A 21,012-nucleotide genomic window follows, 5' to 3' on the forward strand; every position below is an offset into this window, starting at 1 on the left:
AAGCAGGGGGGACCGCGCCAGTGACCACATTCTTCGCCCGCGCGGGCGGGCCGCGATGACCGCCGTCGAGCGGCGCCCTGGTGTGCCTGTCGTGGGTGAGCAGCGGGTCGCGCTGCGGCGCCGGATCTCCGGTGTGCTGGTCGCGAGTCAGATTCTCGGCGGGCTCGGGGTGGCCACCGGCGTCGCGCTCGCTTCCGTACTCGCCCAGCGGATCAGCGGTACCGAGTCGCTGTCCGGGCTCGCGCCCACCGCCATGGTCGCGGGCACGGCGGTGGCCTCGCTGCCGCTGGCGGCGCTGATGACCGCGCGCGGGCGGCGGCCCGGGCTGGTCGTGGGGTATCTCGTCGGTGCCCTGGGGGCGATCGTCGTCGTGGTCGCGGCTGTCGTCGACAGCTTTCCGCTGCTGCTGTGCGGCATGGCGGGATTCGGTGCGGCGTCCGCGGCGAACCTGGGTGCGCGGTTCGCGGCCGCCGATCTCGCCGAGCCGGACAGGCGGGCCAGGGCCATCTCGAACGTCGTGTGGGCGACCACCATAGGTGCTGTCCTCGGGCCGAACATCGCCGCGCCCGCGGGGCGCAGTGTGTCCGGACTCGGGATACCCACGACGGCTGGCCCCTTTCTCTGGGCGGCCGGGATCTTTCTGGCCGCCGCGGTGACGGTGGCCGTCCTGCTCCGCCCCGACCCGCTGCTCACGGCTCGTGCGCTCGCCCCTGTGGAGGAGCGGTCGGCCGAAAGCCGGTCGCTGAGGGCGGGCTTCGTCGCCGTCGCGGCCTCACCGCGTGCCCGGCTCGCGCTCGTGACGGTGGCCGTGTGCCACACGGCCATGGTGTCGGTCATGTCGATGACCCCGGTGGCGCTCGAGCACCACGGCGCGAGCATCGATCTGATCGGGTTGGTCATCAGTGGCCACATCGCGGGCATGTACGCGTTCTCGCCGCTCATGGGGCGGCTGTCCGACGGGGTCGGTCGGCTGTCCGGCATCGGTCTCGCCGTGGGGCTGCTGGCCTGCGCGGCGCTCCTCGCGGGCACGGCCGACGGCAGTCACGGTCGCACCGCGGTGGGGCTCTTCGTCCTGGGGCTGGGCTGGTCGGCAGGGCTGGTCTCCGGGTCCGCCCTGCTGACGGACTCCGTGCCCGACGTGGTGCGCGCTGCGGCGCAGGGGCTGTCCGACCTCGTCATGAACACCTCGGCGGGCCTCGGTGGAGCGACCGCCGGGCTCGTGATGGCCACGGCGGGCTACGGGTGGCTGAATCTCGCCACCGCGTGTCTGCTGATACCCGTGGGCGCGCTGGCGTTGTTCACCCGCGGTGGCCTGCGGCGGGGCCGGGGTGCGAAGCCGCGCGGCTGAGCCACCGGCCCGGAGGGTAGGCGGTGGTCACGCGTAGTGCCGCGCCTCGAAGATGTTGCCGTCGGGGTCGCGGAAGTAGAAACTGCGCCTCGCCGCCCCTCGGGCACCGTAGGAGTCGTACGAGAACTCCGAGACAGGGACGCCCCGTTCCCGCAGGCGGGTTCGCAGGGCGTCGAAGGAGTCTCCGGGGAGGGACAGACACACGTGGTTGACGGGGTGTCCCGCGCTGTCGGCGGCACCGGGGAGCATGTTCATGCGCTCCGCCAGGGAGAGCGGCGCGAGGTCGAAGATGGTCTCCTCGTTGAGGCGTACGGACGGGAACGACGCCGTCCCCGCGGTGAATTCGCTGATCCTCAGGGGCTCCATACCGACCGTCTTCTCGTAGAAGTCGGCCGCTGCGAGCGGATCGCGTACCCAGAGGACGACATGGTCGAGACGCGTCGAGTTGTCCGTCATACACCCAGGCTGGTGGCCTCTTCCACAGGCCGCAAGGGTTTGACCGGGCGCGCCGCCCGCCAGAGATGAGGGAAGACCGAACGACAGGAAGCAGGCGCGTGATGCTGGTGGTGTCCGAAGAAGTGCGGGAAGCGGTTGACGCGCGTCGACCCGTGGTGGCCCTGGAGTCCACGATCATCGCGCATGGGCTGCCGCGCCCCCGCAATCTGCAGGTGGCGCTGGAACTCGAGGACGTCGTACGACAGGAGGGTGCCGTACCGGCCACGATCGCCGTCCTGGACGGGCGCCCCCATGTCGGCCTGGACAAGGAGCAGTTGGAGCGGGTCGCGAACGAGGATGGGATCCGCAAACTGGGGCACCGCGATCTGCCGCTCGCGGTGGCCACCGGGGCGAGCGGGGCGACCACGGTGTCGGCGACCGCGCTGCTGGCCGCCCGCGCCGGCGTACGGGTGTTCGCCACAGGTGGGCTCGGCGGAGTGCACCGGGAGTGGACGGTGACCCAGGACGAGTCCGCCGACCTGGGGCTGCTGGCGCGCACCAGGATCACGGTCGTCTGCGCGGGCGTGAAGTCGATTCTGGATGTGCCGGCCACGTTGCAGCGCCTGGAGACCCTCGGTGTCGCCGTGGCCGGATTCGGGACCGACCACTTCCCGGGCTTCTATCTCTCGGACTCCGGGCATCCGGTGGACTGGACGCTGCACACGCCGGAGCAGGTCGCGGACGTGATGCTGGCCCAGGACGGGCTCGATTCCCCCGAGTCGGCGTTCATCGTCGCCAATCCGGTGCCCGAGCAGCAGCAGCTGGATCCCGGGCTCCACGCGCGCGTGCTCGCCGACGCGCTGCACGCGTGCGAGGAGCAGGGCGTGAGCGGACAGGCCGTGACTCCGTTCCTGCTCGACTACCTGGTGCGGCACACGGACGGCGCGTCGCTGAGCGCCAACCTGGCGGCGGTCCGCGGCAATGTCAGGCTCGCGGGGCGGATCGCGACGGCCTGGGCCCGGGCATGACCGAGCCGGGCGGAGCGCTGCTCGTCGTCGGGGACGTGATCACGGACGTCGTCGCCCGGCACCGGGGTCCGCTCGCCGCAGGGACCGACACGGCCGCCGCGATCCGGTCCCTCCCGGGTGGTGCGGGCGCCAACGTGGCCTGCTGGGCAGCCCATTGGGGCCGCGCGGAGGTACGCCTGCTCGGCCGGGTGGGCGCGGACGCGGCGGAGTGGCACGAGCGCGAGCTGACCGCCTCCGGGGTCCGGCCACGTCTCGTCGTCGATCCCGAGGCGCCGACCGGGACGGTGATCTGCCTGGTGGACACGGGCGCGGCGGGCGAGCGCACGTTCCTGACCCAGAGCGGGGCCTCGCTGCGGCTGGACCCCGACGACTGGTCGGACGTACTCCTCGACGGGGTCGCACGGCTGCATCTCTCGGGCTATCTGCTGTTCTCGGCGTCGAGTCGGGCGTTGGTGGCGGTGGCTCTGGAGTCGGCACGCGCGCGTGGTGTGCCGGTGAGCCTGGATCCGGCGTCGGCGGGGTTTCTCGCCGAACTGGGTGTCGACCGCTTCCTGGATCTGGTGTCGGGAGTGGATGTCCTGCTGCCGAGCCGTGACGAGGCCTGTCTGCTGACCGGGTTGCCCGACCCGGTGGACGCGGCGGCCAAGCTGAGCCGCCACGTCCCGCTGGTGGTCGTGAAGCAGGGTGCCGAAGGCGCGCTGGTGGCCCGGTCGGGGGCCGTGTGCGCCCGGGTCCCGGCCGTGCCCGCGACACCCCGGGACACGACGGGCGCCGGCGACGCCTTCACCGGTGCGTTCCTCGCCGCCCTGCTCATGGGTGGCGACCCCGAGGACGCGGCGGCGGAGGGGTGCCGGGCAGGCGCACGGGCGGTGGAGCGGGTGGGTGGAAGGCCGCCGGTTCTCGGTTGAGGGGACGGTGAGCAGTGCCCTCGTCCGAGGTCGCCGTCGGCTATCCCTTGCGTCCCCAGGCCGAGATCATCGGTGCGGTCGCCAGGTCCATCCCACCTGCCGCGACATTGGCCAAGTGCCGGTCGATGTCCTCGTCCGTGGCGTGGCCCCCGGCGACCAGCCGCTCCCGGATCTGACGGATCGTCGCGGACTCCAGCGCGGCGCAGGCGGGCGAGGTGACGGGGAAGTACGCGTCGGCCTGGACGTTGCGCAGCCCCGCCTCGCGCAGCAGCCGCGGGAGTTTCCGGCCGTACGCCAGGTCGGCGCCGCTGTCCGCGAGCAGCTGGCGGAAGCTGTGGCGCAGCCGGTTGGCGAGTTGCTGCTCGGGGCCGTGTTCGTCGGGGCAGAGCAGGGGTTGCAGCGCGGGATCGGCGTCCTCGATCAGGAGCCGTCCGCCGGGACGCAGCGACTTGATCATCGTGCGCAACGCCTGCTCCCGGTCGGGCACATGCACGAGGACGAGCCGGGCGTGCACCAGGTCGAACCCCTCCCCGGGCGGCCCGTCGACGCCGACGTCGTGGACGCGTACCTCGATCGGCGGCCGGGCTGCCGGGGCCACCCACGAGGTGTCGAGGTCGGTCGCGACGACCTTCCCGGTCGGGCCGACCTTCTTGGCCAGCCAGGAGACCACCGAGGTGCCCCCGGCACCGACCTCCCAGCAGCGCCAGCCGGCTCCGACGCCGAACCCTTCGAGGTGCCGGAACGTCGTGGGATCGAAGAGGGCGGCGAAGGCGTCGAAGCGTTGTCCTGCCTCGGTCTGCCGGTTGTCGAGGAGATACCCGTCGGGTCGCGTCATGCCGTGATCATCCCAGTCATCCGCTTTGTTCGGCAGGGTCGACGCTCCCGTACGACGAGATGTCCGACGATCACGCCGTACCAACGAAAACGGAGCGGAATGTTCCGTTCCCACAGCTCCCGCCGACGTTCGCGAAGAACTGCCAAGCTGGTGAGCCAGGCGCGTGGTGCGGACAGCGCGGCGCGAGAGGTTCACGTGAGGAGATTTAGATGCCCATGGCAGGGAATCCGCGGCAGGTCACCGGTCCCGGCATTGTCGGCGGCCTTCGCCAGGTCACACGCTCGCCCGGCGCGGGCGGCCGGGCGAGGGTGGATGGCGGGCTGGTGAGGTCAACGCATCGTGGTCCTGGCGTAGACGGTCTCGGCCCAGGACGCGATCTGGTCGTCGGTGAGGTGCTGGGCCAGATCGGCCTCGCTGATCATGCCGACCAGCCGCTTGTTCTCGATCACCGGAAGCCGGCGGATCTGGTGGTCCTTCATCTCTTCGAGCACTTCGCTGACATCGGCGCTCGCGTCGATCCAGCGCGGGGTGCCCTGTGCCATCTCGCCCGCGGTGACCCTGGCCGGGTCGTGGCTCATGGCCACACAGCCGACGACGATGTCGCGGTCGGTGAGGATGCCGCAGAGTCGTTCGTTCTCGTCGCTGATGGGCAGGGCACCCACGTTGAGCTCGCGCATCATCTGGGCGGCCCGGTCGAGGGTCTCGTGGGCGGGAATCCACTGGGCGCCACGATGCATGATGTCTCCGGCGGTGGTCATGAAGTACCTCCCGGTGCCGGACGGCCGGCGCGGCACGGAGGGCACCGCTAGTCCCGGCGCCCTACATTCTCGCCGCGCTCGCGATGATGCGCACCCGGAAGTCCGCGGCTTTCGGACGCCTCGTACGGCGCCGGACCGGACTGCCTGGGCGGGCCGGGTCAGCCGTTCCACGCCGGGTGGCGCGGATCGTCCGCGCGGATCAGGACGTCTGCCGTGGCCGCGGGGTCCGTCTCGCTCTCGTATCGCTCGAAGGCGGGCAGGGTCCAGTGCTCGGCCTCGGGGGTACGGCGACGCAAGGCCGCCGGGGAGAGAAGGACGTGGACGCTCAGGTCGAACGGGAACCAGTGGCGCAGCAGGAGGGGGCCGTGCAGCAACAGGATTCCCCCGGGCGGGAGTTGGACGTAGGGGCTGCGGGTGGAGCGGTCGGTGAGCGGATCGCGCAGATCGGGCAGGACGCGGCCGTCACCGTCGGGTTCGAGGGGGCCGAAGATTTCGCGCCAGAGGGCGCCGGTGTCGAACCAGCCGTCGTAGTAGGCCTCCACGTCCTCGTGGCCGTATTCCAGCCGGAGGGAGGCGGGGCGCAGGAATCCGGCGGTGGCGACAGTGAGCGAGGGCCGCCCACGGATGCGCAGCGCCTCAGCCACCCGTTCGGCGAGGTCTCCTGGGCGGGCCGCCGGGGCCCCGTCGAAGGCGATGCGCGGCCAGGGGCTGCCGTCGTCCGGCTTCAGGTCGAGCACGCGTTCGGCGAGGAGGTCGCCGAGGCGGTCCCAGGTGATCGGTTCCAGTCGCACACCGCCCATGATGCCGGGTCGCCGGCGCTCCGGAGGCGGGCGGCTTCGAGGAGGCGGGGTCCGGCCGGGGATTCCTGGTCTCAGTGGGGAATCAAGTACCTGTGGAAAGCCGTGCGACTCCCCCGCTCCGCGCCGCGCTTCTCGTCGTGCAGCCGCTCAGGCGGCGGCACTGTGCCGAGTGCCGTCGTGGGCCCTTGGCGTTGCTCGTACTGGAGGAGGGGGCGCCTCGTTGTCTCGACTGTGCCGATCTCGGGCATCTGGTGTTCCTGCCCAGGGGCGACACCGCGTTGACGCGCAGGTCAAGGGAGGAGAGCGGGCTGTGGGCGGTGGTCGTGCGGTTCAACCGGCGGAAGGGGCGGTACGAACGGCAGGGCGTTCTGGTCGAGGAGGCGGGGCTCGCCCGCGCCGAGGTGCGATGCCTGGCGGACGCCGAGGGCCGGCGGCGGCGTCGGGTCCGGGACGCGCGGCGGCGGGCCGCGGAGGATCTGCGGTTCGCGGAGACGTTCGCGCGGGAGATCCGCAGGCTGTTTCCCGGGTGCCCGGCCGATCGGGCGGAGGCCGTCGCCGGGCACGCCTCGGTGCGTGGCAGCGGGCGGGTGGGGCGGAGTGCGGCGGGGCGGGCGTTGTCCGAGGCGGCGGTGATCTCGGCGGTCGTCGCGTCCGTACGCCATGTGGACACGTCGTACGACGCGTTGCTGATGAGCGGGGTCGCGCGGCGCGAGGCACGGCGGCGGATCGCCGGGGCCGTCGAGGCGAGGCTTCGGGAATGGGGGACGGAGGCGGGTACGGGTGGGGGTACGGGCGCGGAGACGAGGGACTGCGCCGGGGCCGAGTCGGTGTGAGCGGAGCGGCGGCCCCCGTGACCTGGCCGCTCCCACGGTGCCGCCGCCTTCCCTGGACGTTCGCGCATGTCGCCGCGCCCCTCGGACAGGGGCGTTCAGGGCCGTTGTCAGTGGCGGGGGGTTCACTGGAGGGGACTGATGGGGATCGACCGGGGAGTCGGCATGATCGGTGGGGCGTTTTTCGTACTCGTGGTGCTGGGTGTGCTCGGAACCGGGCTGGTGGCCGGGGTCTTCTGCGCTTTCTCGACCTTCGTGATGAGGGGGCTCGCCGCGCTACCGCCCGCGCAGGGCATCGCGGCGATGCGGGCCGTCAACGTCACCGCGTTGCACCCGCCCTTCATGCTCGTGTTCCTCGGGTCGGCCGCCCTGTGTCTGGTGATCGCCGTGGTCACGCTCGTGGTGTGGCCGACCGAGGGCGCCGTGGAGCTGTTGGCGGGCAGCGCGCTCTATCTGCTCGGCTCGTTCGGGCTCACCATGGGTGCGAACGTGCCGCGCAACAACGCCCTGCTGGCGCTGGAGCCGGACACCGCGGAGGCCGCCGCCTACTGGCCCGTGTACGTGCGGGAGTGGACTCTGTGGAACCACATACGCACGGTCGCCTCGGGGGCCGCCACGGTGCTGTACGTCCTGGCCGTCGCGTAGGGCCTTGTCAGGCCCACTCGGCGTACGAGGTCGAGGAGTCGTATCGTGGCCGAAGGAGAGTGCCGCCCGACGACGCACGGCCCGTCAAGCGTACGCAGGGGAGACGGCGAGGACACTGTCATGGGCGATCCCAAGGGTTTTCTCACCAGAGCGCGCCTGGACTGGCCGCGCAGGCCCGTCGAGGAGCGGGTCCGTGACTGGGACGAGGTGTATGTCCCCGGGGCGCTGCTCCCCATCATCAGCGGGCAGGCCGATCGCTGCATGGACTGTGGTGTCCCGTTCTGCCACGAGGCCTGTCCCCTGGGGAATCTCATTCCCGAGTGGAACGACCTGGTCTCCCGGGAGGACTGGCGCGCGGCGAGCGACCGGCTGCACGCCACGAACAACTTCCCCGAGTTCACCGGGCGGTTGTGCCCCGCGCCCTGCGAGGCGGGCTGCGTGCTGGCCATCAACCAGCCCGCGGTGACCATCAAGAACGTCGAGGTGGCCGTCGCCGACCGGGCCCTGTCCGACGGCTTCGCGCCGCCGAGGCCGCCGGACCGGCTGTCGGGGCGTACGGTCGCGGTGATCGGGTCGGGGCCCACCGGGCTCGCCGCGGCCCAGCAGCTGACCCGGGCCGGACACACCGTCGCCGTCTACGAGAAGGACGACCGGCTCGGTGGGCTGATGCGGTACGGAATCCCCGGCTTCAAGATGGAGAAGCACCATCTGGAGCGGCGTATCGAGCAGATGCGTACCGAGGGAACCAGGTTCCGTACGTCGACCGCCGTCGGGCGGGATGTCGAAGCCGCCGAACTCCGGTCGCGCCACGACGCCGTGGTACTGGCCGTGGGGGCCACGGCATGGCGTGAACTGCCGCTTCCCGGGCGGGAGTTGACCGGAGTTCATCAGGCGATGGAGTATCTGCCGCTGGCCAACCGGGTGTGCGAGGGGGATCTGGCGGTGTCCCCGATGTCCGCCGCCGGGAAGCATGTCGTCATCGTCGGCGGCGGTGACACGGGGGCCGACTGTCTGGGCACCGCGGTGCGTGAAGGGGCTGCCTCCGTCACCCAGTTGGACATCTACGCCCAGCCGGGCGCGGAGCGCGACGAGGACGCCGATCCCTGGCCGACGTACCCGAAGATCTACCGGCTGTCGGCCGCGCACGAGGAGGCCCGTGACCTGGAGTCGGCGCCCGCCGCCGACGCCGACGCCCGGCTCTTCGCGGCGTCCACGCTCCACTTCTCGGGCGACCCGGACGGGCATGTACGGGCGCTGCACCTCGCCGAGGTGGACGCGGAGCGCCGGCCCCTGCCCGGATCCGTGCGGACGCTTCCCGCCGACCTCGTGCTGCTCGCCCTCGGCTTCTCCGGGCCCGACCGGGAGGACGGTCTGATCGACCAGCTCGGGCTCGCCCTCGACCCGCGGGGCACGATAGCCCGTGACGCGGACTTCACGACGAACGTGCCGGGTGTGTACGCGGCGGGGGACGCGGCCCGCGGGCAGTCGCTGATCGTGTGGGCGATCGCGGAGGGGCGGGCGGTCGCGGCGGCCGTGGACCGTCGGCTGATGGGCCGTACGCAACTGCCTGCGCCCATAGGGCCGTACGACCGGCCGATGACCGTGTGACCGTCCCTGGCCGTCCCGCGTCCCTCGCCGTCCCTGGCTGTGCCGGACGTGGCTCAGCGCTCGTCCGTGCCCGCCACCTTGCGGGTCGTCAGGGCCACCCGGTTCCAGGTGTTGATCGTGAGGATCAGGGACAGGACCTGGGCCAGTTCCCGGTCGTCGAAGTGGGCCGCGGCCTCGGTGTAGACGTCGTCCGGCACGCCCGCGTCGGCGACCAGGGTGACCGCCTCCGTGAGGGCCAGCGCCGCCTGTTCCCTCGGGGTGTAGAAGTGGCGGGCCTCGCGCCACACCGCGACCAGGTGCAGCCGGTCCTCACTCTCGCCCGCCTTGCGCGCGTCGTTGGTGTGCATGTGGAGGCAGTACGCGCAGTGGTTGAGGTGCGAGGCACGGATCTGGATCAGCTCGACCAGCGCGGGGTCGAGCCCCTCGCGGGCCGCCGCGTCGAAGCCGACGAGGGCGCGGAAGACCTTGGGGGCCGTCTTCGCGAAGTTCAGGCGAGGCGTTTCGGCGGCATTCTGGAACTGGGCGGTCGTGGGGTTCGCGGTGTTCGTGTTCGTCTTCATGACCATGAACCTACGGGCCGTAAAGACCGAGTGTAGGGTTCATTTCGGTGGCAGAAACATGGGTCAATTCCGCGGAGCGCATCGGTGCCGACCTGCATCTGGAGCTCGGGCTGCCGGGGTCCGGCGGGCGCCGGGCCGCGCTGATCAGTGCCCTGCGGGACGCCGTCCGCAGCGGCCGGCTCACACCCGGCACCTTGTTGCCGCCGTACCGTTCCCTCGCCGCCGATCTCGGCGTGGCCCGCAACACGGTGGCCGACGCGTACGCCGAACTGGTCGCCGAGGGCTGGCTGACCGCCCGCCAGGGTTCGGGCACCCGGGTCGCCGAGCGGGCCGAACCCGTCAGGGCGGCCTCCCGCGTCCCCGTAAAAGCACCTCCACGCGCGCGTGGCCCACGCCACGACCTGCGCCAGGGCCAGCCGGACGCGTCGGGGTTCCCCCGTTCCGCCTGGCTGGCCTCCTACCGGCGGGCGGTCCAGCAGGCGCCGAACGAGGTGTTCGGGCCCGGTGACCCGGCCGGCCGGGCCGAACTTCGGGAGGTGCTCGCGACGTACCTGGCACGCGCGCGTGGTGTACGTACGGAGCCCGGACGCATCGTCATCTGCTCGGGGTTCGCCCACGCCCTGCGGCTCCTCTTCGGCGGCGCGAGCGGCAGCGGGGGCACGGGCGCCGTACTGCGCGGGCCGCTGGCCGTGGAGGCGTACGGACTCGGCTTCCACCGGGAGCTGTTGGCCGCGGCCGGGGTGCGGACCGTGCCGCTGCCCCTCGACGAGGACGGCGCCCAGGTCGGTCTGCTCGGCCGGGAGCGAGCCGTACTGCTCACACCCGCGCACCAGTTCCCGACCGGCGGCCCGCTGCACCCCGAGCGCCGCGCGGCCGTGATCGACTGGGCACGCGCGCGTGGCGGGCTGATCCTGGAGGACGACTACGACGGAGAGTTCCGTTACGACCGCCGGCCGGTCGGCGCCGTCCAGGGCCTCGACCCGGAGCGGGTGATCCACCTCGGCTCGGTGAGCAAGAGCCTGTCCCCCGCGCTGCGGCTGGGCTGGATGGTGCTTCCGGAGCGGTACGTGGAACCCGTACTCGCGCTGAAGGGCGAACGCGAGGGGTGGACGAGCGCCCTCGATCAACTGGCGCTCGCGGACTTCCTCGGGTCCGGATCGTACGACCGTCATGTGCGGCGCATGCGGCAGCGGTACCGGCGCCGACGGGACCGGCTCGTCGCCGCCCTCGCCACGCACGCGCCGCATGTCGAGGTCACCGGTGTCGCGGCCGGGCTGCACGCGGTGCTGCGGCTGCCGCCCGGGACGGAGCGGTCGGCGGTGAAGGCGGCGGCCTGGCGGGGAATCGCCCTCGACGGGCTCGCGGAGTTCCGGCACCCGGAGTTCCGGGAGAGAGGGCAGGGTTCGATCGCGCCCGACGGACTGGTCGTGGGGTACGCGGCGCCCTCCGAGCATGCGTACGGGGCGGCCCTGGAGGCGCTCTGCGAGGCCCTTCCACCGGAGTGAGGGATGTCCCTGCGGATGGCCCGATGATGGCGGCGTTTCCCGTCCGGACCGACGGGCAGTCACCGTCGACGGCGGTCCGGACGGGCACGCTGTCGGACCGCCGTCGATCGAGCGGATCTTTCACGGCTGTGCACCCATCGACCGCCCGCCGCCCCGGCCCGGGCCCGCACTCCGTGTCAGGACGTGCGGCCCAGTGCTCCGTACCCCGGAATCACGCCATCCTCCTGGCCCGGGACCGGCTCGCCCAGCTCCGGATGCCACTTGTCGACCACCTCGACGCCGGGCTCGACCAGATCGAGGCCGTCGAAGAAGTGGCCGAACTCGGTGCGGGAGCGCAGGGCGAGGGTGACGCCCGCGGCCTTGAGCTTCGCGATCGCCGCCGCCGACTCCTCCGGGGAGAAGTCGGCGGTCGCGTGGGTCATCATCAGGTAGCTGCCGGCGGGCAGGGCGGCGAGCAGGCGGCCGACCAGGTCGTGTGCGCCGTCCGCGTCGGAGACGAAGTGCAGCAGGGCGACCAGGGAGAGCGCCACGGGCCGCTCGAAGTCCAGGACCTTCTTCGCGCCCTCGATGATGGCGTCCGGGTCGCGCACATCGGCCTGGAGGTACTCGGTGACGCCCTCCTCCGTACCGCGCAGCAGGGCCGCCGCGTGGGCCAGCACGATCGGGTCGTTGTCGCAGTAGACGACCCGCGCGTCCGGCGCGATCTCCTGGGCGATCTGGTGGAGGTTCGGCTCGGTCGGGATGCCGGTGCCGACGTCCAGGAACTGCCGGACGCCGTGCCCGGCCAGCCAGCGCGTGGCGCGGTGCATGAAAGCGCGGTTGACCTTCGCCATCACCGGGACCCGCGGGTCGAGGGCGAGCATCTGCCGGCCCATCGCCTCGTCGACCGGGTAGTTGTCCTTGCCGCCCAGGTACCAGTCGTACATCCGCGCGGGATGAGGCCTGCTGGTGTCGATCTCTATGGGGTGCTGCCCGGTCATGGCGAACTCCGTAAGTGTCTGCGGTGTCTGGCGTGGCACGTGATCAACTGAGCACCAAAATTAGGGAACTGACTGAACACAAAGGAACCGCCGACACACGAACGGCTGGAACCGGACCTCACGAAAGCAGAAAGTCGGCCTCCCCGGCCTTGGCGCCCTCGATGAAGGCGAGCATCTCGGCCGTGGTGTAGATGAGCGCCGGGCCTTCGGGATCGGTGGACTGCCGCAGGGCGATCCGGCCGTCGGCGAGCTTCATCGCCTCCAGGCAGTTGCCGCCGTTGCCGCCGCTCCACGGCTTGTGCCAGCCCTCGCTGCCCAGCTCACCGGCGGGCATGCCGTTGTAGATACGGGCGCTCACCCGCTCGGCGACCCGTTCAGTGGTCAGCTCATTGATTCGCTCGTGGCGTATCCGGGCCTTGGACATCATGCGATCCATGCAGAGATTCAGAGCTCCTTGCGGAGATCCCGGAGGATCTCCTTCGTGCGATGTGCTGTAGCGGACTGAGCCGCCATGCGGTCCATGACCTCCAGGTGGGTGGCCACCTCGGTGCGCGAATCCAGATAGATGGCGCCGGTCAGGTACTCGCTGTAGACCATGTCCGGGAGTTCCGGCACGGCAAAACGGAAGAGCACGAACGGCCCGTACGTCCCCGGGTGCGGCCCCGACAGGAAGGGGGCGACCTGGAGCGTCACGTTGGGCAGGTTCGTGGCTTCGAGCAGGGTGTCGATCTGCGCACGCATCACCTCCGGACCGCCCACCGGGCGGCGCAGAACGGTCTCGTCCATCACGACCCACAGCCGGGGCGCGCCCTCACGGGTGAGCAGGCTCTGGCGTTCCATGCGCAGCGCGACATGGCGTTCGATGTCCTCGGGTCTGGTCTGGCCGATGGCGCCCGATCTCAGGACGCCGAGCGCGTACTCCTCGGTCTGCAGGAGTCCGGGGACGAAGTGCGGCTCGTACTGGCGGATGAGACTCGCCGCGCCCTCCAGGCTGACGTGCATGGAGAACCAGCCGGGCAGCACGTCGTGGAACCGCTGCCACCACCCGGGCTGATTGGCGTCCTCGGCCAGCTGGACGAACGCGTCGGCCTCGTGGTCCGAGACGCCGTACGACTTCAGAAGGAGCTGGAGGTACGGAATCTTGAGGGCGACCTCCGCCATCTCCATACGGCGGACGGTGGCGGGGGCGACCCGGAGGACGCGCGCGGCCTCCTCACGCCGCAGGCCCGCGCGTTCCCGCAGGTCCAGCAGGCGTCGGCCCAGGACGACCTGTCCGACCGTCGGCGCGGACCGCGGTTCGCTCACGCTCCACCTCCATCGAGCACCGGCTCATGCCGGTGAAGATCCCTGACAGCCCGGCGGCGCCACCGGGAATCTGTTCGAAGGTTTATTCGAAAACCTGCCGAAAGTCCCAACTGGCGCCGCTCCGCGTGCTGTTGCGAGCAGTGTGCCACGCCGTTTCACTTCGTCACACCGCACTCTGCATTTTTCAGAGTGACACTTGCCAAGTGTTCATGGCGGGGAGATAGTGGCAAGCGTGATTCCGTCCCCGCCCTTAGGAACAGACGCCGCCGCGGACCGCTCCGGTCCCGGGGCCGCGGCCTCGCCGCGCCCCGGTACGGCGGCCGAGCGCCGGTTCCGCTTCGAGCTGGCCGCCCATCCGGGCTCGCCCGCGCAGGCCCGGCGCCTGACGCGTGCCCGGCTCACGGGCTGGTCGGTCTGCGAGGACACCTGCGACACGGCGGCCCTGGTCGTCACCGAGCTGGTCACCAACGCCATCGTGCACACCGCGAGCAGCCACATAGTCTGCGAGCTGCACGACGGCGCCGACCTGGTGCGCATAGCCGTGCGTGACGAGGGCCGCGCGCCCGGCGTGCCCCATCAGTCGCCGCAGCGCGCCGATGACGAGGGTGGCAGGGGACTGCTCCTCGTAGAGGCCATGTGCAGGGCCTGGGGCGCCCAGGAGCACGGCCCCGGCCTGCTGGTCTGGGCGGAACTGGCCCGGGCTGCCGACGTGAGCGCCGGCATCCTCGACGACACCGAGATCCGCAACGATCTCGGCTGGGGCGCGCCATCGCCCCGTCCCGGCACGGCCGGCGACCCCGATCCGGAGCCCGCCGACGACACACAGGCTCCAGGCGGCCACCACGGGCGCCACAGGTTCCAGAAGCACGCGAACTCGGGGACGGGGACAGAGGCCGAATGGGTGTAAGGGGTTCGTCCACGGGGGCCCGGGTCGTCAGCATGAACACGCTGATGCGCGTCAAGCGCGGTCTGAACGGTCCGCCCCACCCGGGAACCCCCCTGTGCCTTCCGATACCGGCCGGCATGACCGCCCCCTTGGGCTGCGACGCGGTGGCGGTGCCCGCACGCTTCGGCCCCCAGATTCTCCCCCGGCTGCCGCGCGTGGGCTGCGTGTACGCGGACACGGCCCACTGGTGGTGGCTCGTCCCCGCCGACTCCGACTACGCCCTGGAGTGGCCGGCCCCGGCGCACTACGCCACGGGAGCGGTGGTCCTCGACGCCCCGCGCGTCCCGCCTCTTCTGCACCGCCCGCACGACACCCTCCCGTACACCCCGCCGATACCGCTCTACCTCGCCCTGTGCCAGGTGACGGGGACGATTCCCACCTGGTCGAGGCCGATCAGCGCCTGAGCCCCTGCCCCCTTCGCGAGGGGCCCGGCGACCGCCTCACTCCCCCACGCCCCCACCTCGGACGATCACGAGGAACGTGTCCGTCGCGAGGTCCATGACGACCTCCGCGGCCTGGCCCTCCAGCCGCCGCTCCTGCGCGAACTCCTCCGCGGGCCAGGAACCGCGTGGCCCGCCGGCGGGAAAGCGTTCGAGCACCTTTCGCCCGTTCACCCTGCACCTCCATGTAGCGCCGATCTCATAGTCTTAAACGCTCATCATGGGGAAAGGGCCTCGCCAAGTGACCGTACTGAGACGTAGTTGACACCGGTTCAGCGCCAGATGTGGGGATGACCTCATCCCGTTACATCCCCTACGCCGCTTTTGTTACTTTCCGCATCAGTCGTCGTACGCGTCGTGATGGCGCACGTTCTCGCTGTCCGCGTCCGGTCCAAGTGGCATGAGGTCCAGGAAGCCGGCGGCCGACCCGAGTCCCTCCAGGCCTCGCCCGTACGCCGAGTACGTGTGGAAGACCTGGTCACGGTCGCGCAGGAAACAGCTCACGCCGGACCGCTCGACGACCTCCCCCGCGCGCTCGGAGGTCACCAGGAAGTCGCGGTTGAAGTCGTTGCCGTACGACGAGAACCACGGCACCGTCCACCCCATCCGCGCCTTGAAAGGCAGGATCCGCGTGTACGGCGTCCGGGACACGACCGCGAACGAGGCGTCGCGTGCCCACAGGTGCGCCAGGTGACCGACGCGGTCGAGGAACTCGGAGCAGCCGGGGCAGCCCTCGTCCCATTCGGGGGCGAACATGAAGTGGTGGACGACGAGCAGGCGGCGGCCTTCGAAGAGGTCGAGCAGGGTCGCCTTGCCGTCGCCGCCCTCGAACACGTACTCCTCGTCCACCGCGACCATGGGCAGTTCGCGCCGCTCGGCGTTCAGCGCGTCACGCGCGCGCATGACGACCTCCTCCTTGACCAGCAGCGCCTCGCGTGCCGCCCGCCATTCGTCGCGCGAAACGATCCGCGGAAGTGTCATCGCCCCTCCAGGCCCCGTGGTGGAACGGTCTGTTCCCAGGGGTTGGACCGATGGGGCACGCGAAACTCATCGGAGCCGACGGAAAGACTTCAGGTGTTCACGTGTTCACGTGTTCAGTGTTCACGTATTCAGGTGCCGTACTCCTGGATCCGTCTGCCATGGCTCCGGTAGACGAGCGCGGGCAGCCGCTCCCCCAACTCCCGCACGACTTCAGCGGAGTAGTCGTCTTGCGGCCACCGTACGGCGCGGTCGTGCAGTGGGCGGCGCCAACCGTGAGAACGGGCGGGCGCCGGCCGGCGTCAACCGGCGAGCGGCCTCTCCCCGGCCTCCGGTACCCGTACGCGCAACCCGGCGCGCTCGCGCCGCACGGCGAGTTCGTCCAGGAGTTCGGTGAGGTGTTCGGTGTGCCGACGGGTGAGGTGTCCGGTGTCGTCGAGGTGTACGGCGCAGGCGGTCGCCGTGTCGACGATGCGTTCGAGGGTGGCGGCGACCTCCTCCGTACCCTCGGTGTGCCGTGCCAGCGCGGGCAGTTCGGCAGCGGAGTGCGCGATGGCGGTACGGGCCTCGGCGAGCGCGCGGTAGGCCTCGCGACGCAGCATCCAGCGCGCGTGCCGGTCGTCCGAGCCGCTCATCACATGCTGGAGGTAGTCCTGCGCGGCCTCGGCGGCCCGCGCCAGCCGCGCCCGTACGCCCCCGCCCCGCTGCCCGGGCATGGGCAGATGCCCGACGATGAGGACGAGGGCACAGGCGACCAGGGTCTCCAGGATCCGGTTCCACGACGCCTGGGGCTCGCCGCCCACCATCACCAGGGCGAGCACGAGCACCGTCACGACGGCTGTCTGGGCGGCGAAGTGCCGGGTGGCGACCGGGATCAGCGCGCCGCTCACGGCGACGAGGGCGACGAGCCCCTCGGGCCGGGGGAGTACGGCGGCGAACCCTGCGAAGACGACGGCCCCGAGGACCGTCCCCGCCGCCCGGCACAGGACACGCGAGACGAGCGGCCCAAGGTCGGGCTTGACGAGGAAGACGGCGGTGGCCGGAATCCAGTACCAATGGGCGTGGTGCGTGGCCTGCGCGACGGCCGCACCCGCGCCGAAGCAGAGCGCCACGCGCAGCCCGTACTCGCGCCCACCGGAGTCGACGGCCGTGCGGAGCAGGGCCAGGACGCCACGGCGCCTGGTGTGCAGGTCGTGTGTGTCGCCACCCCGGTCGAACGCGTCGGCGGCGTGCAGCAGCGCGTCGTCGAGGGCGCGCAGCCCCGGTGCGGAGCGGGCCGGGGCGGGGAGCGGTCCGGTGTGCGTGTTGGTCCGTACGGCGGCTGCGAGGCGCCGGGGTCCTTCCGCCACGCGCGCGTGGAGGGCGTCCCCGGTCCAGGCGAGGGCCGTCGCAGCCTCGGCGAGGGGCAGCGCGGCGGCGTACTGGGTGCGCAGCCGTCGCTCGTCCGCGGAACTGGCGTACTGGCGGATCCGGGGTCCGCCGAGCGCGTCCTGGGCGTGGTCGAGCGCTGCGGTGAGGGCGACGCGCCGGGTGCCGGCCTCGTCCGTCCCTGCGGCGTCGAGGAGCTGGGCGACGGCGTCGTACACGGCGGCGACGGCGGTCCGTTCCCCGTCGAACCGGAAGTCACCGGCGCTGCCTCCGGGGGTGGGCAGCGCGAGCCGCAGGGTGAGCAGCCAGCCGGCGCCCGCCAGGAAGAGCAGCGCCCGTTCCCAGCCCGGCTCGGGCAACGGCATCCCGGCTCCGATGGCGGCGGCGACGAGCAGTTGCGTGCCCGCGCCGGACGCGACGGGCCCGATGGCGCTGATGCCGCCCGCGAGAAGCCCGAGGCCGGTGAGGAGAAGGGTCAGCGGCACGGCTCCGAACTGCTGTCCGGCGTACGTCCCGACGACCAGCCCGAGAGCACCCGCCGACGCGGGCACGCCGAGCCGTCTGACGGAGGAACGCCGACTGCCCGGCCGGTCGTTGATCCCGGCGAGCATCGCACCGAGCGCGGCGACGACACCGAGGGAGGTACGGTCCGCCAGCACCCCGGCCAGCAGCAACGGCCCGGCGGCCAGCGCACCCCGGAGGACCGCGTTCCAGGGAACGGGGCCGCGCTGGGCGCGGAGGGTGTGGGCGAGCCAGGGCGGCAGGGCGAAACGCGGGCGCGTGCTGTTGGGGCGTGACACAGAGCTCCTGTCGGGCGAGGGCTTGGGGTGCGATGCCTTCGGGCGACGTCGGCCGGGCTGTGGTGTCCACCGTAGTTCGGGGCGGTGGAGGAGATGGGACGCAAGTATTTCGGGGATGTGACGGTCTGCGGGAAACCCGCGTTCTTTATGAACGCAAGCACGATGAGGCGACGAAGTCGTCCGTCGGCACATGCAGTGACGGCCGGAGCCCTCCGTACGCCCCTAGCCTGCGGCGGGAACGCCGAAGTCCGCCCCCGAGATTCCGCCGAACCCCTCGGCGATGCGCACCAACGGTTCGCGCAGCGCGGTGAGTTCCGCGCGCATCTCGGACGCCTGTGGCCAGGCCGCCTCGTGGTCGAGGGGGGCCACGGCGGGCGGGCGGCCGGTCTCGTGCGCGGCGAGCCGGGGATGCCAGGTGGTCGTGAAGGGCCGGATGGTGTCGTTGATCAGGGTGTACGCCAGGCTCTGCACCGTCACGGCGCCGGCCGCCGAACCCGGCTGGAGACCGATGTTGTACGTGTGCAGCGTGCCGCGCGTGAAGTCGATCAGTGACTTGAGGGACGCCAGGGCCTCGCGCAGACTGCCCGTGCCGGGCGCCAGCTCCTGCACGCCGATACGGGTGACCAGTTCGACCTGGATGTCGAAGGCCGCCATCCGCTCCGACTCGCTGGGTACCGCCATGGGGACCTCCCTCCGGCCTCCGCGGAAGGCCAGCGTAACCGGGTCGCGCCGTCCGTACAGGGTGCGCAGGGCCGCGTGCCGCAGGGCCTCGGCGCGGGCCGGGGCGGGGTCGTGGTGGCGCCAGGCGTGCAGGACGACGGGATGCGGCTGCCAGCGGTCTTCGGAGACGGGGCTCAGCAGGCTGCGTACGCGCAGTTCGGCGATGCCGTTCGCGGCGCGCCGGTGAGCGACCACGTGCGGGACGGCGTCGGTCGCGGCCAGCACACCGGCCACGTCGCCGACGCTCAGCGGCAGGGGTGCAGGGCCGCCGCGCAGCGCAGTACGTCGGCCGCGTCCGGGGTGTCGACGTCCCGGACGAGGGACGCCGTCATGCTCGCGGCCGTGTCGTCGCCCTGGCCGTGGGCGAGGGTGTCGAGTGGGGACGTGCCCGGTCCGTGCAGCCGGTCATAGAGAGACCCGGGAGCGTGTCCCGCGCGGACCGCCCGGCCGAGCAGGTCCGACGCGCCCGGATGTCCGCCGACCGCCTGTGCGAGCACGTCGTCACCGACGAGCACGCGCGCGTGTGCCGTGTCGAGGGGTCCGAGGTCGACGGGGGTGCCCAGCCCGTCGTGCGCGCGGCTGCGCAGTGTGAACAGGGTGTGGCCGCCCGGGCGGGGCGCGGCGAGGCGGGCGAGTTCGCGGGTGGAGAGCCGCCCGCCGGGGATCCCGTCGACGATCCACAGGAACGGTTCGCCCGCGGTCGGCCCGCGCCGCGCCTCCGCACCGGAGGCGTATCCCGCGTACGTCTCGTACCGCTCCTCGTAGTCGCCGTACGACTCACCGCTCAGCCAGTACACGCCGCCGGGGTAGGCCGCCTCGAAGCGCAGCGCGTACTCCTGTGCGAGCCGGGTCTTGCCGATGCCCGCCATGCCGCGGATCTGTACGGCGTGGGCGGCGGCGCGGCCGGTGACCAGGGGCGCGGAGTGGGCGTGCAGTGCGGAGTGCACCTGCCACAGTTCGGGGAGCCGGCCGAGGAACTCGGGGAACGGTTGGGGCGTTCCCCGAGTACGGCGCACCGCGCCGTACTCCCTGACGGGCATCGGCCCTTCGAGCCGGCCGACATGGTCGCGTACGACGGTCACGAGGGTGTCCAGGTCGTCGGCGGAGGCATGCCGGGCGTCCCGCAGTTCGACAGGGTGGATGTGACCGGTGCCGGGCTCCGGGTTGACGACCATGACCCGTCGGCGCGGATCGCCCTCGCCGAGTCCCGCGAGATAGGCGGTCGTCAGCTCCCACTGGCAGGCCTCACGTTCCGGATAGCCGGCCGAGTAGTAGGCCAGCAGGGCCGTCGAGCGGGCGAGTTCACGCCGGATGGTGTCGCTGATGCCGGCGAAGGACGCGACTCCGGTCTCGTCCGTGAACACGGAGAGTCCGCCGTCCCGCAGCGCCCGGGCCAGCGGACGCACCCGGTCCACATCACCGCGGCTGTAACTGAGGAAGACATCCCACACGACGGATTACCCTACTGTGAGTGCGGGGAGGGCGATCATGAGACGCAGGCGACGCGGGCCGAGGGGCCCGTCGCAGATAACGGCCACGCTGGCGATTCCGTTCGTCGGCGAGATCTCGGGCACCTGGATCCCGGCCGACGCGGAGCGCAGCGCGGCCTGGGAGCTGTACCTGGAGCTGGTCACCAGGGTGTCCGTCGAGGAACTCGACCGCGACGAGGGCTTCCTGCGCGAGGCACTGTCCTCCCTGTACACCTTCTTCGGCACCACCCGCGAGATCCTGCGCCGGTACGGCCCGGACATCGCCCCGCCGCTCGCCCCCGGCCATGTCAGCTTCGGCGTCCTGGCCGTCACGGTCCTCAACCGTGTCCTGCGCCCCCTGCTCGCGTCCTGGCACCCCCGCCTGGCCGCGTACGAGTCGAGCCGGCCCGCGGATGTCGACCCGGTCGCGTACGAACGGGCCTGGGAACACGCGGACGCCCTGCGCTCGGAGATCGCGGCGGTCCGTCAGACGCTGGTGTCACTGGCCCGGACCCTGCAGAAGGTGGCGGGTGTCAGCGACCTGATCGACCTTCCGGCGCCGCGCTCGCCGGGGCTGGGTCGCGGATCGGGGCACCCCCCCCCGCAGCTCAGAGCCCTTCTGACGGTGGTTGAGGGCATGGCCGGCAACGGGCTCGGTCTTGTCCTGACCGCCTGAGAGCGAGCCGTTCGGCTCCCGACTCCAGGGTGGCTCGGGTGATTGTCAGTGGTGGGCGCTTCAATGGGAG

At 71.8% G+C, this 21,012-nt stretch carries 23 protein-coding genes; 10 read left to right on the top strand and 13 right to left on the bottom strand.

Annotation, left to right across the window (positions count from 1 at the left end; genetic code table 11):
• Positions 1-55 precede the first annotated feature (55 nt).
• Positions 56-1,348: an MFS transporter gene (locus QA861_RS34410; RefSeq protein WP_334592586.1), complete on the top strand. Its 1,293-nt coding sequence runs from the start codon at positions 56-58 to the stop codon at positions 1,346-1,348.
• A gap of 27 nt (positions 1,349-1,375) precedes the next feature.
• Here the strand turns inward: QA861_RS34410 and QA861_RS34415 are convergent, their stop codons facing one another.
• Complete coding sequence (locus QA861_RS34415) at positions 1,376-1,804, bottom strand: VOC family protein (RefSeq protein ID WP_334592587.1); 429 nt, start codon at positions 1,802-1,804, stop codon at positions 1,376-1,378.
• Positions 1,805-1,902: 98 nt separating this feature from the next.
• On the opposite strand from QA861_RS34415, the gene QA861_RS34420 reads away from it, so the two are divergent.
• Together QA861_RS34420 and QA861_RS34425 are read left to right on the top strand one after the other, a co-directional pair.
• Complete coding sequence (locus QA861_RS34420; RefSeq protein ID WP_334592588.1) at positions 1,903-2,811, top strand: pseudouridine-5'-phosphate glycosidase; 909 nt, start codon at positions 1,903-1,905, stop codon at positions 2,809-2,811.
• The gene (locus QA861_RS34425) at positions 2,808-3,719 is read left to right on the top strand and encodes a carbohydrate kinase family protein (protein ID WP_334592589.1); all 912 of its coding nucleotides are present in this window, start codon (positions 2,808-2,810) and stop codon (positions 3,717-3,719) included. Before QA861_RS34420 ends, QA861_RS34425 begins: the two co-directional genes overlap by 4 nt.
• A gap of 40 nt (positions 3,720-3,759) precedes the next feature.
• Here the strand turns inward: QA861_RS34425 and QA861_RS34430 are convergent, their stop codons facing one another.
• From QA861_RS34430 to QA861_RS34440, 3 genes are all read right to left on the bottom strand, one after another.
• Positions 3,760-4,554 (bottom strand): methyltransferase domain-containing protein, encoded by a 795-nt coding sequence (locus QA861_RS34430; RefSeq protein WP_334592590.1) that lies wholly within the window; start codon positions 4,552-4,554, stop codon positions 3,760-3,762.
• Between the two features lie 329 nt (positions 4,555-4,883).
• A complete protein-coding gene (locus QA861_RS34435) occupies positions 4,884-5,312 on the bottom strand; it encodes a CBS domain-containing protein (RefSeq protein WP_334592591.1) in 429 nt (142 codons plus the stop codon).
• Positions 5,313-5,470: 158 nt separating this feature from the next.
• Positions 5,471-6,112, bottom strand: a complete 642-nt coding sequence (locus QA861_RS34440; protein WP_334592592.1) for a nucleoside/nucleotide kinase family protein — start codon at positions 6,110-6,112, stop codon at positions 5,471-5,473.
• A gap of 92 nt (positions 6,113-6,204) precedes the next feature.
• On the opposite strand from QA861_RS34440, the gene QA861_RS34445 reads away from it, so the two are divergent.
• The 3 genes from QA861_RS34445 to QA861_RS34455 all read left to right on the top strand — a co-directional run bounded on the left by QA861_RS34445 (position 6,205) and on the right by QA861_RS34455 (position 9,195).
• The gene (locus QA861_RS34445) at positions 6,205-6,945 is read left to right on the top strand and encodes a DUF2293 domain-containing protein (protein ID WP_334592593.1); all 741 of its coding nucleotides are present in this window, start codon (positions 6,205-6,207) and stop codon (positions 6,943-6,945) included.
• Between the two features lie 162 nt (positions 6,946-7,107).
• A complete protein-coding gene (locus tag QA861_RS34450) occupies positions 7,108-7,587 on the top strand; it encodes an anthrone oxygenase family protein (protein ID WP_334594940.1) in 480 nt (159 codons plus the stop codon).
• A 120-nt stretch (positions 7,588-7,707) separates the two neighbouring features.
• Complete coding sequence (locus QA861_RS34455) at positions 7,708-9,195, top strand: glutamate synthase subunit beta (protein WP_334592594.1); 1,488 nt, start codon at positions 7,708-7,710, stop codon at positions 9,193-9,195.
• A 53-nt stretch (positions 9,196-9,248) separates the two neighbouring features.
• Here QA861_RS34455 and QA861_RS34460 read toward each other — a convergent pair whose 3' ends face one another.
• Entirely contained in the window at positions 9,249-9,755 is a 507-nt protein-coding gene (locus QA861_RS34460; RefSeq protein ID WP_334592595.1) for a carboxymuconolactone decarboxylase family protein, read from the bottom strand.
• 47 nt (positions 9,756-9,802) lie between these two features.
• Between QA861_RS34460 and pdxR the strand changes: the two genes are divergently transcribed.
• Positions 9,803-11,260 (top strand): MocR-like pyridoxine biosynthesis transcription factor PdxR, encoded by a 1,458-nt coding sequence (gene pdxR, locus QA861_RS34465; protein WP_334592596.1) that lies wholly within the window; start codon positions 9,803-9,805, stop codon positions 11,258-11,260.
• 176 nt (positions 11,261-11,436) lie between these two features.
• Here the strand turns inward: pdxR and QA861_RS34470 are convergent, their stop codons facing one another.
• The 3 genes from QA861_RS34470 to QA861_RS34480 form a co-directional block, all read right to left on the bottom strand.
• Positions 11,437-12,240: an SAM-dependent methyltransferase gene (locus tag QA861_RS34470; protein WP_334592597.1), complete on the bottom strand. Its 804-nt coding sequence runs from the start codon at positions 12,238-12,240 to the stop codon at positions 11,437-11,439.
• A 118-nt stretch (positions 12,241-12,358) separates the two neighbouring features.
• A complete protein-coding gene (locus tag QA861_RS34475) occupies positions 12,359-12,574 on the bottom strand; it encodes a DUF397 domain-containing protein (protein ID WP_086025877.1) in 216 nt (71 codons plus the stop codon).
• Between the two features lie 110 nt (positions 12,575-12,684).
• On the bottom strand, positions 12,685-13,545 hold the full coding sequence (locus tag QA861_RS34480) for a Sco1979 family transcriptional regulator (RefSeq protein WP_334592598.1): 861 nt from the start codon (positions 13,543-13,545) through the stop codon (positions 12,685-12,687).
• Positions 13,546-13,768: 223 nt separating this feature from the next.
• Between QA861_RS34480 and QA861_RS34485 the strand changes: the two genes are divergently transcribed.
• Positions 13,769-14,452, top strand: coding sequence for an ATP-binding protein (locus tag QA861_RS34485; protein ID WP_334592599.1), 684 nt, complete (start codon positions 13,769-13,771; stop codon positions 14,450-14,452).
• The gene (locus QA861_RS34490; RefSeq protein WP_334592600.1) at positions 14,443-14,895 is read left to right on the top strand and encodes a hypothetical protein; all 453 of its coding nucleotides are present in this window, start codon (positions 14,443-14,445) and stop codon (positions 14,893-14,895) included. The genes QA861_RS34485 and QA861_RS34490 overlap by 10 nt, the downstream gene beginning before the upstream one ends.
• Positions 14,896-14,931: 36 nt before the next feature.
• Here the strand turns inward: QA861_RS34490 and QA861_RS34495 are convergent, their stop codons facing one another.
• The 5 genes from QA861_RS34495 to QA861_RS34515 form a co-directional block, all read right to left on the bottom strand.
• Positions 14,932-15,105, bottom strand: a complete 174-nt coding sequence (locus QA861_RS34495) for a DUF8839 family protein (RefSeq protein WP_334592601.1) — start codon at positions 15,103-15,105, stop codon at positions 14,932-14,934.
• 165 nt (positions 15,106-15,270) lie between these two features.
• Entirely contained in the window at positions 15,271-15,912 is a 642-nt protein-coding gene (locus QA861_RS34500; RefSeq protein ID WP_334592603.1) for a DUF899 domain-containing protein, read from the bottom strand.
• A 299-nt stretch (positions 15,913-16,211) separates the two neighbouring features.
• Positions 16,212-18,077 carry an FUSC family protein gene (locus QA861_RS34505; RefSeq protein ID WP_334592604.1) on the bottom strand — a complete coding sequence of 622 codons (1,866 nt, stop codon included), beginning with the start codon at positions 18,075-18,077 and terminating at the stop codon, positions 16,212-16,214.
• Positions 18,078-18,299: 222 nt separating this feature from the next.
• Positions 18,300-19,031 (bottom strand): hypothetical protein, encoded by a 732-nt coding sequence (locus tag QA861_RS34510; protein WP_334592606.1) that lies wholly within the window; start codon positions 19,029-19,031, stop codon positions 18,300-18,302.
• An 11-nt stretch (positions 19,032-19,042) separates the two neighbouring features.
• Entirely contained in the window at positions 19,043-20,248 is a 1,206-nt protein-coding gene (locus QA861_RS34515; protein WP_334592607.1) for a toll/interleukin-1 receptor domain-containing protein, read from the bottom strand.
• Positions 20,249-20,285: 37 nt separating this feature from the next.
• Between QA861_RS34515 and QA861_RS34520 the strand changes: the two genes are divergently transcribed.
• Entirely contained in the window at positions 20,286-20,942 is a 657-nt protein-coding gene (locus QA861_RS34520; RefSeq protein WP_334592608.1) for a hypothetical protein, read from the top strand.
• Positions 20,943-21,012 lie beyond the last annotated feature (70 nt).

Source organism: Streptomyces sp. B21-083, assembly GCF_036898825.1.
Lineage (GTDB): Bacteria > Actinomycetota > Actinomycetes > Streptomycetales > Streptomycetaceae > Streptomyces.